Genomic DNA, 15,321 nt, shown 5'->3' with positions numbered 1-15,321 from the left:
TGAAATGATATGGCCATAGCAGCAGGTCTCATTTTATCGGCAGTATTCTTCATATTGTTGTTTCTCGGCGTTCCGATTTCTGTAAGTATTGCGGCAGCATCCATTGTAACAATGCTTACCATTTTTCCTTTTGATGTTGCCATTTTCACTTCGGCGCAAAAAATGGTCACTGGAATCGACAGCTTTGCTTTATTAGCGGTACCGTTCTTCATTTTATCAGGCATTATTATGAATAATGGCGGTATTGCAATGCGGCTCATTAACTTCGCAAAATTGATCAGCGGCAGGCTGCCCGGTTCTCTGGCCCATACAAATGTTGTCGGAAACATGTTATTCGGTTCCATTTCCGGTTCGTCTGTAGCTGCTGCGGCGGCAATCGGCGGGGTCATGTCGCCGCTGCAAGAAAAAGAAGGATATGACCGGACTTACTCTGCCGCAGTAAATATTGCTTCTGCACCAACTGGTTTGCTTATTCCGCCTAGCGGTCTTTTGATCATTTTCTCATTAGTCAGCGGCGGAACATCTGTAGCCGCTTTATTTATGGCGGGCTATTTGCCCGGAATCTTGTGGGGGCTGGCTACGATGGTTGTCGCCTGTATGATTGCAAAAAAGAAAAAGTACCCTGTTGCGCCAAAAATTACAATTAGTCAAGGTTTTAAAGTGCTGCTCGATGCGATTCCAAGCCTGTTGCTCATTGTAATCGTAATCGGGGGTATTATCGCCGGTGTTTTTACAGCAACTGAAGGAGCGGCAATAGCGGTGGCTTATTCCTTATTGTTATCGCACTTTTATAGGACATTGAAATGGAAACAGCTCCCCCAAATGCTGCTGGAAACGGTAGAAATCACAGCCGTTATTATGTTTTTGGTTGGGACATCAACGATGCTCTCATTGGTCATGGCGTTTACAGGCATACCGACGGCAATCAGCAATGGAATTCTAGGGATTACAGATAACCCAATTTTGATCTTGCTGTTGATGAATATCATCTTATTAATAATCGGTACATTTATGGACATCACTCCGGCTGTATTAATTTTCACTCCAATCTTTCTGCCAATTGTTCAAAGCTTTGGCATGGATCCCGTGCATTTTGGAATTATGATTGTATTTAACCTTTGTATCGGCAATATCACTCCTCCTGTGGGAAGTGCTCTGTTTGTGGGCTGCAGCATAGGTAAAGTTGATATTGAACGAGTGGTTAAACCGATTCTGCCATTTTATGCTGCGATCATGATCGTCCTTTTAATTGTTACCTACATTCCACAAATCAGCTTAATGCTGCCTCAATTATTTGGACTTTAAGACAGGAGGCGTCTATTTAATGTCAATTAAAGAAACCTACATGTTTACATTTATGAAAGAAGAGAAAAATGTGCTACATTTTCATTTAAATGACGGTCATGCACATGCGAAAATATTCATTCTTGAAGAAGATATAATTCGGATTTTACTGACGGAGGGAGAAGCGTTAACGCTTGAAAAAACGTGGAGTGTCGCGCCTGGACAGATCGATGTGCCATGGGAGGGACGCCATCGTTTAGACATGAGCGGATTTACATTGCCTCAATACGAATTCCAGCAAGTCAAAGATGTTTTTATCGTGAAAACCGGTAAGGTCAAGCTTCATGTTCAATTGAACGGCTTTAGAATCAGCTGGTTTTATCACAATGGTTCTGAATGGATCAATGTTGCAAACGATCGGCAAACACAAGGGTATAATTTTGAAGGGGCTTTTGGAAAGGACGTATACCATTATTTACAACGCGATGTCCAGGAACAATATTTTGGATTTGGCGAGAAAACGGGAAACGTCGATAAACACGGGAAACGCTACCGGATGTTAAATATCGATGCGATGGGGTACGACGCAGAGTGGTCAGATCCGCTATACAAACATATCCCATTCTATATTACACGTCATAAGAAAACAGGCATCTCCTATGGAATGTTCTATGATAATCTATCAGCTTCCATTTTTGATATGGGTTCAGAGCTTGATAACTATCATGGACTGTACCGCTATTATCAGGCTGAAAAGGGGGATTTAGACTACTACTTCATAGCCGGTCCGAAAATAAAAGATGTAGTCGAAACATTCTCTTGGCTGACAGGCAAAACGATCTTGCCGCCAAAATGGAGCCTGGGCTATTCAGGCTCTACGATGAGCTATACCGATGCGCCAAATGCACAGGAACAATTAAAAAACTTCGTTCGTCTTTGTGAAGAACATGATATGTTATGCGATTCGTTTCAATTATCGTCAGGATACACATCTATCGGTGATAAACGTTATGTCTTTAACTGGGATGAGAGCAAAATCCCTGCTCCAAAAGAGATGGTGCAACACTTCCATGAGAAGGACGTCCGTTTATGCGCCAACATTAAACCGTGTTTGCTAAAGGATCATCCGTACTTTGATGAACTACAAGAAAAAGACATGTTCATTGTAAACAGAGAAACACAAAAACCGGAAATGGCCCAATTTTGGGATGATATCGGAGCTTATTTAGACTTCACGAAGCGCCAAACGTTCGACTGGTGGAAGGCTCAAATAACAGAAAAGCTGTTGGAATACGGAATTGATTCAACTTGGAACGATAATAACGAATTTGAAATATGGAGTCAAAACGCCAAGTGTCACGGCTTCGGCAAAGAAGTGGAGTTTGAACTGATCCGCGCGCTTCATCCGCTTTTGATGATGAAAGCGTCTTTCGAAGCTCAGCTAGAATACAACCCGGAATTACGCCCGTACCTGATCTCAAGATCCGGATGTCCCGGCATGCACCGTTATGCACAAACTTGGACCGGTGACAACCGAACAAGCTGGAAAACATTAAAATTTAACATTAAAACAGGCATCGGTCTAAGTTTATCAGGCATTTACAATTTCGGCCATGATGTCGGCGGATTTTCAGGACCGGCCCCTGAACCGGAGCTATTCGTAAGATGGATTCAAAACGGCATCATGCATCCGAGATTTACCATTCATTCGTGGAACGATGACGGGACAGTTAATGAACCATGGATGTTTCCTGAAACAATCGATGAAATCCGTGAACTCATTAAGTTTAGACATAAGATCATCCCTTACATTTACACCGCGCTATATGATGCGCACGAACATTATCAGCCGATCATTCGACCGACATTTTATGATTTTGAACATGATGAGAAAACATTTGAAGAGAACGATGAATTTATACTTGGTGAATCTTTGCTAGTTGCATCTGTCGTCGAAAAAGGAATGAGGGAGCGGGAGGTATATTTACCGAACCATGAAAAAGGCTGGTATGATTTCCATACGGGAACATGGTATGAAGGAGGGAAGACAGTCGTTCTGCCGGCACCATTACATTATACTCCGCTATTAGCGAAAGCGGGAGCGATCGTTCCGGTAAATAGTGCAAAAGTGACATTCCAAACAAAGAACCAAGATGAAAGAGGATTTTTGTTATTCCCATTCAAAGGAAAAGGAAAATCGACATATCGTTTGTATGAAGATGATGGGTTAACAAATGAATATACTCGTACATTTGCCTTTATACATGTCGATATGGAGACAACAGAAGACGGGATCAATCTTTCAATACAAAAGGAAGGAACATACGAGTTATCGTATGATCAACTCACTTTTCACGTACCAAATGGAGAAAAGAGAAAACTGATCGTAAATGGCACAGAGCTGGAAAGCAAGAACGGAGCGTTTTCTTACAGTTTGCCGTGTGATTAAAAGATTAAGGCCACATGATGATGATGTTTCCATTAATCGAGCAAGAATCTTTGTCCGCGGTTACATCCCGGCCAGCTGAATTTTGTCATCTAGCACGACACATGAATCATGATCATGAAAATTTATGTAAGCGGATACTAATCGGCAAATTCTTTTGAAAAAAACCGCTCCAATATATTGTTATTGTCATGCGAAATGATGATATCGAATGTTAAATAATAAGAGGGAAGAGGATGGGAGAACCATGCAAATGACGTTTCGATGGTACGGAGACAGCGACCCGGTCACATTAGAGTATATTCGCCAAATTCCCGGCGTTACTGGAATTGTTTCGGCCATTTATGATATTCCTGTAGGGGAAGCATGGCCTTATGAGAAAATTGTAGAGTTAAAAGAAAAAATTGAAAATCATGGTCTATCGTTAAGTGTCATTGAAAGTGTACCTGTCCATGAAGATATTAAATTAGGTCTTCCGACAAGAGATCAATATATTGAAAACTATAAAACGACGATACGCAACTTGGCAAAAGCGGGAGTTAAAATCGTTTGTTACAATTTCATGCCTGTATTTGACTGGACTCGTTCTTCTTTAGACTATGCACTAGAAGACGGTTCTACAGCATTAATTTATGAAGAAGAAAAAGTTAGACAAATGAATCCATTACATGGTGAACTAAAACTTCCCGGTTGGGACACAAGCTATGAAGATGGACAGCTAAAGAATCTTTTTCAACAATATCAGCACATGACGGAAGAGGATTTATGGGAAAATCTTTCGTATTTTATTAAAGCGGTTATACCGGCGGCAGAAAATGAACAAGTCAAAATGGCGATTCACCCGGATGATCCGCCATGGCCTATCTTTGGACTGCCTCGAATCATAACGAACAAAGAGAATTTGGAGCGATTGATTAATCTCTATGACAGCTCCTTTAACGGTTTGTGTTTATGCAGCGGGTCACTGGGTGTGAATTCAACAAATGATATTCCGGAATTGATTCGTTATTTCGGAAAAAAAGGAAAAGTCAACTTTGTGCACCTGAGAAACATTAAGATCATCGGGGAACAGTCATTTCAAGAATCCTCCCACCGTTCAGAAGACGGTTCTTTAGATATGTATGAAATCGTAAGAGCATTAAGAGATATAGATTTTGCCGGACCAGCCAGACCGGATCATGGAAGAATGATTTGGGGAGAGACCGGTAAACCGGGTTATGGTTTATATGACCGTGCGCTGGGTGCAGTGTATTTAAATGGAATGTGGGAAACATTGACGAAAGAAAAGAAGCGGATAGCCTTTGAATGCAATAAATGAACAAGCACTAACTAAAATGCAGAGACGAGGGATGAATGTGCAGATTCCTTTTCATGTCAACTTGAAAGATAAGGTGGCTGTAGTGACAGGTGGAGGCGGCATTTTATGCAGCTGTTTCGCTAAAGCAATAGCTCAATGCGGTGCAAAAGTAGCAGTAGTCAGCCGAAGAGCTGAATCGGCAGACAGAGTAGCGAAAGAGATCCAAGAAAACGGAGGCGAAGCACTTGCCGTTACAGCAAACGTCCTTGATAAACAAAGCCTTGAACAAGCGAAACAACTCATTAACAGAACATTCGGCAGATGCAATATCCTCATTAACGGTGCAGGCGGCAACCATCCAATGGGAACAACAGATAAAGAATATTTATATAAAAAAGACTTGAATACTAAAGAATTGACTACGTTTTTTGATTTAGAAATAGAGGGAGTAAGGTCTGTATTTGATGTAAACTTTCTTGGTACACTGTTAACCACTCAAGTATTTGCAAAAGACATGGCTGATCACGACGGAAATGTGATCGTTAACATCTCATCCATGAACGCCTATACGCCGCTTACGAAAATACCAGCCTACAGCGGTGCAAAAGCGGCCGTCAGTAACTTTACCCAATGGCTTGCTGTGCATATGTCAAAAGTCGGAATTCGTGTCAATGCCATTGCCCCAGGCTTTTTTCTTACCGCCCAAAATAGGAGCCTATTGCTCAATGAAGACGGAACATATACGGAGCGAGCACAAAAAATTATCAACCAGACGCCGTTGGATAGATTTGGGGTTCCGGAAGATCTAATCGGAACGTTATTATGGTTGGTAAGCGATAAAGCCTCGCGATTTGTCACTGGAACCATCATACCGGTCGATGGAGGATTCTCCGCCTATTCTGGAGTATAACTAAGAGGATTTGCTCTAAAAAGCTGATTTTCAACACTGAAAAAATCCCAATTTCTCTGTGCCACATTGAGAAATTGGGATTTATTAATTCAATTTTTCCTTTTTACAGGCAAGAAGATAAACAACATTTTTGTATGATCTGCCATGCAGGAAACAGGAGGTTTTCTGCTGCTACGTAATACAAAACCATCGCAAATAATATGCATTGTTTTGTGATGGTTTGACAACAGTACTATAACTGTTTATATTGTATATATACAGTTATAACGAATAGAGGGATGTCATGCATTGAATATCATCATTTCAAATTCATCGGATGAACCGATTTATTTGCAGATCGTCAACCAATTAAAAGATCAAATCGTCAAGGGAGAACTCTCGGAGTCAGAGGCGCTCCCATCGATCAGAAACCTGGCCAAAGAGCTTAAAATCAGCGTAATTACAACAAAAAGAGCCTATGACGAACTGGAGAGAGAAGGGTTTATCGTCACAGTCGCGGGAAAGGGCTCGTATGTCGCAGCGATCAACAAAGACGTGCTTCGAGAAACAAAAGTCAAATTGATCGAAGAACACATAGCAGAAGCCGTCACTGAAGCGAAACAAATCGGCTTTACATACGAGGAACTTCAAGAGATGCTCAAACTGGTTTATGAGGAGTGGTAAAAATGACCAGCATACTGGAATTAAAAAATGTATCAAAACATTATCAAGATTTCTCTTTAAAAAACATCAACTTCTCGCTTGAAAAAGGATATATTATGGGCTTTATCGGCCCGAACGGAGCCGGAAAAAGCACGACCATCAAGCTGATCATGAACCTGATCAAAAAAGACGAAGGAGACATCACCATTTTCGGTCTCGACAATGAAAAGCACAATATCGAAATCAAGCAGAGGATCGGCTTTGTATACGATGAAAATCATTTTTACGAAGAACTGACACCGAACGAAATGAAAGGAATCATCAGACCGTTTTACAAAAAGTGGGATGAGGCTGTTTTTCAGCGGTACGCAAAAGACTTCCAGCTCCCTTTAAACAGGCAGATCAAAAACTTGTCAAAAGGAATGAAGATGAAATTCTCACTGGCGGTCGCGCTATCCCATCATGCCGAATTATTGATTATGGATGAACCGACTTCAGGACTCGATCCTCTTGTCAGATCGGAGCTCCTCGACGTGCTGCAAACATTGCTGCAGGATGAAAACAAGTCGATTTTCTTTTCGACGCATATTACCTCTGATTTAGAAAAAGTAGCGGACTATATCACTTTCATTCATAACGGCCGGCTCGTGCTGAGCAAAACAAAGGATGAGCTGTTGGAGGAGTACTGCATTGTAAAAGGAGACCTCGATACGCTGCATAAAGGAAACGAAGACGCCTTAATCGGCATTAAGAAAAACAGCTATGGCTTCGAAGCGCTCTCCAAAGATAAGCGGGGAGTCGTTCAGCATTTCGGGGATTCGGTCATGATCGAAAAACCGACTTTGGAGGATATTTTGGTATTTTCAACCGGCAGGAGTGATCAACATGTATCATCTTATTAAAAAGGATATTTTAATGCAGAAAAGAGCAATGAAACTATCGCTGTTATTGATGATATTTTTTACTTTTACATTGTCACAGCTTGAGCTCGTCGGATATACAGTGGCGGTTTTGGCTGTCACATATCAGCTGGCATTAGGCGCAAGCTCCTTAGAAGACAAAAACAACAGTGATAAAATCCTGATCAGCTTGCCCATTAAAAGAAACATCATCGTCTTATCAAAATATGTATCGGTTTATGTCTATGCGGCTTATGCCATTCTCTTCTATTCTTTGATCAATGCAATCGGACATATGCTGCACTTGCCGCTTGATTTCCCATTGACACTTTCAGGCGTCATGGGTGCTGTTGTGGCTGTCACTTTATTTAGCTCGATCTCATTTCCTCTGATTTTTAAGTACGGCTATTTGAAGTCCAAAATGGCCAATATCATCATATTTTTCGTCATTATATTTGGAGGGACGGCCTTTTTTAAATTTATAAATGCGGGGGAAAACCTTGCACTAAGCCAAAAATTAACGGCTTTTCTGAGTGAAATGTCAAATGCGGGCACATTCATCCTTTTAGTTGGCGTACTGCTCGTGATGATTTCTGTTTCATATGCGATATCGCTCAGCTTTTATAATAAAAGAGAATTTTAGTTTAAGGATCAGCGGGAGGAGCTTTCGCTGATCCTTTTTTCGTTGCTTAGAACCGTACGGCTGTTTTACTTTCCTCCCACTATCATCTATTATAAAAAATTCCTATAAAAGAAAAATTTCCGTGTAGATAAAAGCATTTTTTCCGGAAGTTTCGGTAAAAAACGAAACTTTTGACCCTTTTATTTCACTGTATAATGTAAACGGTTACGTTTGTAGTATACTTATACTATCATTTCTTTTTAGGGAAGGATAGAAAAACAGGTGAGAGAGATATGAATACAAGGCAAAAAGACATTCTGAATCTGTTGTTATCTGAACCTGAAGACTATTTAGTCGTACAAGATTTCGCAGACAGGGTAAAGTGTTCTGAAAAAACGATCAGAAATGATCTAAAAACGATTGAAGATTATCTCAATCAGTACTCTGATGCTCAATTGATTCGCAAACCGGGACTGGGCGTTTATTTGAATATTGAAGATCATGAAAGGGTCCGTTTAAGCCGGCAGTTATATACCGAACATCACGCCGCACAGCAGCAATCCGATGAAGAAAGGATGCTGCAAATCGCTTATCAGTTATTAATGAATCCAAAGCCGGTTTCTGCAAAAGAAATGGCTGCCGAGCACTTCTTGAATAAGTCTTCCATTAAAAGGGATTTGAATCAAATCGAAGTTTGGCTCCAGCGGTTTGGCCTCACTCTTGTGTCCAAGCAGCGCCTCGGTTTAAAGATCGAAGGAAGTGAAAAAAATAAGAGAAAAGCGCTGGCGCGCATCTCGGAGTTGATTGATAACCCGGAGTTTACAAGTCGATTTATTAAAAGCCAATTTTTAAGTCATGAAGTGGAATTTGTTAAGAGGGAGATCAGATCATTACAAAAGCGCCATTCTTTATATTTCACTGATGAAACGTTCGAAAATTTACTGTTGCATACACTGCTGATGATCCGCCGCATCAAAATGAAACAGCCGATCACCATTTCTCCGGAAGAAATAGATGCAGTCAAAAAGAAAAAAGAATTTCAGTGGACGTTTGCTTGTTTAAAACGGCTGGAAGCGGTTTTTGCGATCCGCTTTCCTGAAGAAGAGGCCGTCTATTTAACATTGCATATATTAGGCGGCAAAGTTCGTTATCCATTTGGGAAAGAAGGGGAGAACGGACTGGAAAACCCTTTGCTTCCAAAGGTTGTCGAATATTTAATCCGGCGTGTCTCAGAGTTGAAAATGATGGATTTCCGCGAGGACCGGGTTTTGATTAACGGATTGAAAATTCACCTTAATACCGTTTTAAACCGGCTGAGCTATGACCTTTCCGTATCAAATCCGATGCTCAACGATATCAAAAAAATGTACCCATATCTGTTTCATACTGTCATTGATGTTCTTGAAGACATCAACCAAACGTTTTCACTTTCGATTCCCGAGGAAGAAGCCGCCTATCTGACATTGCATTTCCAAGCGGCGATCGAGCGCTTCAGCTATGGAAAAGACAAGCATAAAAAAGCGATCATTGTCTGTCATATGGGCATCGGGATGTCACAACTGCTGCGGACAAAAATTGAACGGAAATTCTACCAAATTGCCGTGATGGACTGCATCGCAAAAGCTGATTTGGCGGACTATACTGCACGACATGAAGATATCGATCTTGTCATATCAACGGTCAGCCTGGAGGATTTATCAATTCCCCATATCGTTGTATCTCCGCTGCTCGAGTCGGCCGATGAGAAAAAGCTCAGCGCTTTTATGGATCAGCTCGGTGAATCGTCCCGGCAAACACAAAAAACGTTTAAAGTGCTGAATGACACGACTCCTTTCCTCGTCTTCCTGCAGCAAGAATCAGAACACCGCTACAAGCTGATTGAACAGCTGGCGATGGCTTTATACGAGAAAGGCTATGTAGAAAAAGAATATGCTGTACAGGCAGTCATGAGAGAAAAAATGTCGGCGACAAACATCGGAGCGGGCATCGCCATTCCTCACGCGAACGCCAAATTGATTAAACAATCAGCCATTGCGATCGCCACATTAAAAGAGCCGCTTGACTGGGGCTCTGAAAAAGTATCGCTCGTCTTTATGCTGGCTGTCAAACACGAGGATCAAAACATGACAAAACAATTGTTTCAAGAGCTGTCCAGCTTAAGCGAGCAGCCGGCTTTCATCCAAAAGCTGACGAAAGAAACAAATGTCATGACATTTTTATCTTATTTGGATTATTAAAGGCGGGGTTCTGACCTTCATCAACATTCAAGAAAAGATCGATATACAGACAACAGAATGGGATAGGTGAGCAGTTTTGCTTTATCCTATTCTTTGTTTATTGCAAGCCCAACAACAAAGGGTTATGTTGTCCATAAAATTAGATTTTTTAATGTGTAATTAAAATATATTCTTTGGAGAAGAAAGGCTTTATTAAAGTATCAACTTTGTTTTTAGTTAGAGGGAAGAACTTCATTTTCGCTTAACATCTTCAATGCGATTCTATGTTTTTTGTTAAATTGCTGCGGATGTTTTTTGATTTAACTGTTTTATTTGGACTCTCCGGGCTTCAACTTTTCTGTTCTTACGTAGTACTTTTTGAGAAACTTTCCAGCATCTTTTCCAGTTACAATGGGGCTGCCTCTCATTTCCGCATCCGTATAGTTACCTCTTTATGAAGAGAGTATCAGTAACGTTCCCACAATTTAAGAATTTTAACTATGAGATAAGTATTTTAAAAGAGAAATGAGCATATGAATTGAATGTTTTTCAAAATGAATGAATAGTTCTGATCTTTATAAAAAACACAAACCATTACATCGGGAAAATTTACTCGAATTTTGGACTTTTTATGTAAAACGAAAAGGCAACGTGTTAGAGTTAGGCATAATGAGAAATTTTAAAGCCGATAATTACTATAAAGTTATTTATTTTCCAATAATATAAAAATTTATTATTCCAGGGTTGCATCAAATATGCACCTAGAATCAATTGCTTAATGGGGGGAACTTGATGTACAACAAGAAAAATGTTTTTGATATTGTGATGTACATTATTTTCGGTCTGATCAGTCTTTATTTAGTATCAAAAACTGATTTTGGCACTGGAGTATTAGTGTTTATTGCAATTTTATACCTCGCTGTAATTGCTTATAAAGTTAAGCAATTATTTAGTAATTCTAATTCGTAAGGTGTAACACGAGGAGGATATTAGTGAACAAGGACTAGCACGCCTGCACGTATAGATTTACCCAATAGCTAATGTTGCCGAAATCGCTTTGCCTCTGTTTAGAGACAAAGTGATTTTCAATTTCACTCAAAAGCAAAACCCCTCTCAAATTTATTCATTTTAATCAACCATATTTATTTTTAATCACGGTTATTTAGAGCTATTACTATAGTGTCTAGGCGAAAATACGTTTTTTAATGCACTTATTATTCCTGGCACAAGAAAGAAGACGCCAAAAAAGACAGTAAGTAAATTTAATTGTGGTGTTTCATAAAAAGTAAACCATTCTATAAAAATTGACGATTCCGTAATTCTCCCAAATAGTGTTCCATCAATCTCTCTATAATTAGGTATCCATCCTGTTGTTTCAAATGTAATAAAAATTATCTGTGACAATAAAAATACACCAATTTGAGAAACCCAATATTTTTTAAAAAATGGAACCCTTTTTTGCTTTTCAGCCAACGAATATTCCTCCCCGCATTAGATGCCATTTTTATATTGATATACGGAAAATTAAAGAATAAGTTTCAAAATTTAATCCTCTCGACATGATAGGAGGAAATACCTTCTTTTTTACATTTCACTCAAAAGCAAAACCCCTCAAGAAAGGGATCTTGGTTTTTGAATAAAAGAGTGATTTTACATAAATATTTGATTCGAAGATCATAGTTTTTCATTGTAGTGGAAACATCTTCGTGTTCAGCAAGGGATTTGCTGACAAGTTCAACCTTGATTTTCTTGATTTCGAGATATCCTTCATTAAAAAGGAATGTCCTCACTTTACACCTCTTCGAAAAATTTCAGTCCCCAATTGTTGCAATACGGCACATTTTCACAATCAGTCCCAAGTGTTACAAGTCGCCCCTTATTGCAGTCCGGTTTTTTTAAAAAAGCCGGTTTTTCCGGAACATGCGGTAAAAAACAACGCTTTTACACACACGTTTTTATTATAAAGTAATGACAAGAGCTGCTCACTACTTTAGTTTCAGAAGGAGGATTCGCATGAAACTGTTAGCGATTACATCATGTCCAAACGGAATTGCCCACACGTATATGGCTGCGGAAAATTTGCAAAAAGCGGCCGATCGAATGGGCGTTCAAATGAAAGTCGAAACACAAGGCGGCATTGGGGTGGAAAATGAGCTGACCGAGCAGGAAATCCGCGAGGCAGACGCGATTATCATAGCCGCAGACCGCTCGGTCAACAAAGACCGTTTTATCGGGAAAAAACTTCTGGCTGTCGGTGTTCAGGAAGGCATCCGAAAACCGGAAGAATTAATACAAAAAGCGATCAGCGGCGATATACCTGTCTATCGGCCGGCTGCGAAAACGGAAGCCTCAGCTCAAACTGAGAAAAAACAAAATCCGATTTACCGGCATTTAATGAACGGTGTATCGTTTATGGTTCCTTTCATCGTCGTCGGCGGATTATTGATTGCGGTCGCACTGACGCTTGGAGGTGAAAAAACGCCGAAAGGGTTAGTGATTCCTGATGAATCTTTTTGGAAAACGATTGAGCAAATCGGGGCTGCCTCATTCTCATTCATGATCCCGATTTTAGCCGGTTATATTGCCTACAGCATCGCCGATAAACCGGGGCTTGTGCCAGGGATGATCGGCGGATACATCGCAGCGACAGGAAGCTTTTACGGCAGCGGAAGCGGTGCGGGGTTCCTCGGCGGCATTATCGCGGGCTTTTTAGCCGGATATGCGGCGCTGGCCATCAAAAAATTAAAAGTGCCAAAAGCCATTCAGCCGATCATGCCGATCATCATCATACCGGTGGTTTCCTCGCTTATTGTCGGCTTGGCATTCGTATTGCTGATCGGCGCGCCTGTCGCGCAAATCTTTGAATCTTTGACGGTTTGGCTGGCTGGTATGCAGGGCTCAAGTTCGATTCTTTTGGCATTAATTTTAGGGGCGATGATTTCGTTTGATATGGGCGGCCCCGTCAATAAAGTGGCATTCCTGTTTGGTTCGGCCATGATCGGTGAAGGAAACTATGAAATTATGGGTCCGATCGCCGTCGCCATTTGTATTCCTCCGATCGGGCTTGGCATCGCAACGTTTTTAGGAAAAAGAAAATTTCAGGCGCAAGAAAGAGAAATGGGAAAAGCAGCATTTACAATGGGGTTATTCGGTATTACTGAAGGTGCCATACCGTTTGCTGCACAGGACCCGCTTCGCGTCATACCAAGTATTATGGCGGGTTCAATGACTGGTTCTGTGATCGCCATGATCGGTAATGTAGGGGACAGAGTCGCCCACGGCGGACCGATTGTAGCAGTGCTTGGCGCTGTCGATCATGTGTTGATGTTCTTCATCGCCGTTATTGCCGGATCCCTGGTCACCGCTCTTTTGGTCAATGTACTCAAAAAAGAGGTCGCAGCCGCTCCTGCAGGGGCAAGTGAGACTGCTGCAGTTCATGACATTCCGCAGCCGAACATCGAAATAAAAGCGGAAAGCAAAAAATCCGAAATACCGGAAATTAAAAAGCTCACAGACATCATTGATACAGATTTGATCGAACCTCATTTATCAGGGGATACGAGAGACGACATTATCGATGAAATGATTCAAAAATTGTCCCGTAAAGGTGCACTGCATTCGGAAAGCGAATTTAAACAAGCGATCATGAACCGCGAATTAGAGGGGACAACGGCAATCGGCATGAACATCGCGATCCCGCACGGGAAGTCTGACGCCGTCAAGAAGCCGAGTGTAGCATTCGGCATCAAACGTTCGGGCGTCGACTGGAAGAGTCTTGACGGAACTGACGCCAAACTGATCTTTATGATCGCCGTCCCGAAAGAAAGCGGGGGAAACGAGCATCTGAAGCTTCTGCAAATGCTCTCCCGAAAACTGATGGATGACACCTACAGGGACAAGCTTCTCTCTGCTCAAACAAAAGAAGAAGCATACAAACTTCTGGATGAAATCATCTAAAAAAGGAGGATGCCCGTCATGACTGAACCATTATTTTTCGAGCCTGTTTTTAAAGAAAGAATTTGGGGCGGCACAGCTTTAGCCTCTTTCGGCTACGAGATTCCATCCGAACAAACGGGGGAGTGCTGGGCTTTCGCCGCCCATCAAAATGGGCAAAGCGTCGTGAAAAACGGCATGTATAAAGGGCTCACACTCAGCGAATTATGGAATGAACATCGCCATTTATTCGGACATATAAAGGGAGACCGCTTTCCTCTTCTGACAAAAATTTTGGACGCCGACCAAGACCTATCCGTACAAGTGCATCCAAACGATGAATATGCAAAACTGCACGAAGACGGGGAGCTTGGAAAAACGGAATGCTGGTATATCATTGATTGTAAAGAAGATGCGGAGATCATTTACGGCCACCATGCCAAAACGCGGGAAGAACTGGTCTCAATGATCGAACACGGGAAATGGAACGAGCTCTTGCGCCGCGTCAAAGTGAAGCCGGGAGATTTCTTCTATGTGCCGAGCGGAACCGTCCATGCGATCGGAAAAGGTATTTTGATTTTGGAGACGCAGCAGAATTCAGACACAACCTACAGACTATATGATTATGACAGAAAAGATGCTGAAGGAAACCTGCGCGAGCTCCATTTGCAAAAAAGCATAGAAGTGATCGACGTCCCGTCTTCGCCTGGCCGCGAAGACGTTCGATATGAAACATCGGGTAATGTCAAGACTGCCGCACTGATTGAGTGTCCTTATTTCTCAGTAGCAAAATGGGATGTAAAAGGATCAGCCTGTTTCAAACAGGATAAACCGTTTCTTCTTGTCAGCGTCATAGAAGGGGAAGGGCAGATCAATGCGTCTTGCGGCAACGACTTTTCTTTTAAAAAAGGAGATCACATGCTGCTGCCTGCGGGCTTTGGAGAATTTACAATCGCCGGCCGTGCAGAATGTATCGTCTCAAGCCTGTCAAATGAATAAGCCATCAACGGTACACTTTCTAAACAGACCATCAAAACGATGGTCTGTTTTATTTTTTCAAAAAAAGCATGCC

At 41.4% G+C, this 15,321-nt stretch carries 12 protein-coding genes and 1 pseudogene; 11 read left to right on the top strand and 2 right to left on the bottom strand.

The window, feature by feature from the left end:
- The first annotated feature begins 9 nt into the window (after positions 1 to 9).
- The 9 genes from M1D59_RS10835 (at position 10) to M1D59_RS10795 (ending at position 11,285) form a co-directional block, all read left to right on the top strand.
- Positions 10 to 1,305 (top strand): TRAP transporter large permease, encoded by a 1,296-nt coding sequence (locus M1D59_RS10835; RefSeq protein WP_023857530.1) that lies wholly within the window; start codon positions 10 to 12, stop codon positions 1,303 to 1,305.
- A 19-nt stretch (positions 1,306 to 1,324) separates the two neighbouring features.
- Complete coding sequence (locus M1D59_RS10830) at positions 1,325 to 3,733, top strand: TIM-barrel domain-containing protein (protein ID WP_458118020.1); 2,409 nt, start codon at positions 1,325 to 1,327, stop codon at positions 3,731 to 3,733.
- 244 nt (positions 3,734 to 3,977) lie between these two features.
- Positions 3,978 to 5,048 carry a mannonate dehydratase gene (uxuA, locus tag M1D59_RS10825; protein ID WP_145929821.1) on the top strand — a complete coding sequence of 357 codons (1,071 nt, stop codon included), beginning with the start codon at positions 3,978 to 3,980 and terminating at the stop codon, positions 5,046 to 5,048.
- A 37-nt stretch (positions 5,049 to 5,085) separates the two neighbouring features.
- Positions 5,086 to 5,937 carry an SDR family oxidoreductase gene (locus M1D59_RS10820; protein WP_101561238.1) on the top strand — a complete coding sequence of 284 codons (852 nt, stop codon included), beginning with the start codon at positions 5,086 to 5,088 and terminating at the stop codon, positions 5,935 to 5,937.
- Positions 5,938 to 6,225: 288 nt separating this feature from the next.
- Positions 6,226 to 6,600, top strand: coding sequence for a GntR family transcriptional regulator (locus M1D59_RS10815; RefSeq protein ID WP_020451666.1), 375 nt, complete (start codon positions 6,226 to 6,228; stop codon positions 6,598 to 6,600).
- A gap of 2 nt (positions 6,601 to 6,602) precedes the next feature.
- Positions 6,603 to 7,481 (top strand): ABC transporter ATP-binding protein, encoded by an 879-nt coding sequence (locus tag M1D59_RS10810; RefSeq protein WP_023857534.1) that lies wholly within the window; start codon positions 6,603 to 6,605, stop codon positions 7,479 to 7,481.
- Positions 7,465 to 8,121, top strand: coding sequence for an ABC-2 transporter permease (locus M1D59_RS10805; protein WP_023857535.1), 657 nt, complete (start codon positions 7,465 to 7,467; stop codon positions 8,119 to 8,121). Before M1D59_RS10810 ends, M1D59_RS10805 begins: the two co-directional genes overlap by 17 nt.
- Before the next feature lie 272 nt (positions 8,122 to 8,393).
- Positions 8,394 to 10,337: a BglG family transcription antiterminator gene (locus M1D59_RS10800; RefSeq protein WP_318601963.1), complete on the top strand. Its 1,944-nt coding sequence runs from the start codon at positions 8,394 to 8,396 to the stop codon at positions 10,335 to 10,337.
- 771 nt (positions 10,338 to 11,108) lie between these two features.
- Entirely contained in the window at positions 11,109 to 11,285 is a 177-nt protein-coding gene (locus M1D59_RS10795) for a hypothetical protein (RefSeq protein WP_026579630.1), read from the top strand.
- Between the two features lie 189 nt (positions 11,286 to 11,474).
- Here the strand turns inward: M1D59_RS10795 and M1D59_RS10790 are convergent, their stop codons facing one another.
- Both M1D59_RS10790 and M1D59_RS10785 read right to left on the bottom strand, forming a co-directional pair.
- Complete coding sequence (locus M1D59_RS10790) at positions 11,475 to 11,789, bottom strand: YfzA family protein (RefSeq protein WP_023857538.1); 315 nt, start codon at positions 11,787 to 11,789, stop codon at positions 11,475 to 11,477.
- Positions 11,790 to 11,911: 122 nt separating this feature from the next.
- Positions 11,912 to 12,076: pseudogene (locus M1D59_RS10785) on the bottom strand (hypothetical protein); the annotation flags it as partial.
- A gap of 253 nt (positions 12,077 to 12,329) precedes the next feature.
- Here M1D59_RS10785 and M1D59_RS10780 point away from each other — a divergent pair.
- Positions 12,330 to 14,273 carry a PTS fructose transporter subunit IIABC gene (locus M1D59_RS10780; protein ID WP_039072745.1) on the top strand — a complete coding sequence of 648 codons (1,944 nt, stop codon included), beginning with the start codon at positions 12,330 to 12,332 and terminating at the stop codon, positions 14,271 to 14,273.
- 18 nt (positions 14,274 to 14,291) lie between these two features.
- Positions 14,292 to 15,248 (top strand): mannose-6-phosphate isomerase, class I, encoded by a 957-nt coding sequence (gene manA / locus M1D59_RS10775; protein ID WP_065643169.1) that lies wholly within the window; start codon positions 14,292 to 14,294, stop codon positions 15,246 to 15,248.
- The last annotated feature ends 73 nt before the right edge of the window (positions 15,249 to 15,321 follow it).

Source organism: Bacillus sp. PK6-026, from assembly GCF_054161455.1.
Note: the sequence above shows the minus strand (reverse complement) of the source record. Positions and strands in the feature narration are given on the sequence as shown.

Coding starts and splice junctions, on each gene's coding strand:
- M1D59_RS10835 (WP_023857530.1), top strand. CDS start 10: ATGGCCATAGCAGCAGGTCTCATTTTATCGGCAGTATTCTTCATATTG.
- M1D59_RS10830 (WP_458118020.1), top strand. CDS start 1,325: ATGTCAATTAAAGAAACCTACATGTTTACATTTATGAAAGAAGAGAAA.
- uxuA (WP_145929821.1), top strand. CDS start 3,978: ATGCAAATGACGTTTCGATGGTACGGAGACAGCGACCCGGTCACATTA.
- M1D59_RS10810 (WP_023857534.1), top strand. CDS start 6,603: ATGACCAGCATACTGGAATTAAAAAATGTATCAAAACATTATCAAGAT.
- M1D59_RS10805 (WP_023857535.1), top strand. CDS start 7,465: ATGTATCATCTTATTAAAAAGGATATTTTAATGCAGAAAAGAGCAATG.
- M1D59_RS10800 (WP_318601963.1), top strand. CDS start 8,394: ATGAATACAAGGCAAAAAGACATTCTGAATCTGTTGTTATCTGAACCT.
- M1D59_RS10795 (WP_026579630.1), top strand. CDS start 11,109: ATGTACAACAAGAAAAATGTTTTTGATATTGTGATGTACATTATTTTC.
- M1D59_RS10780 (WP_039072745.1), top strand. CDS start 12,330: ATGAAACTGTTAGCGATTACATCATGTCCAAACGGAATTGCCCACACG.
- manA (WP_065643169.1), top strand. CDS start 14,292: ATGACTGAACCATTATTTTTCGAGCCTGTTTTTAAAGAAAGAATTTGG.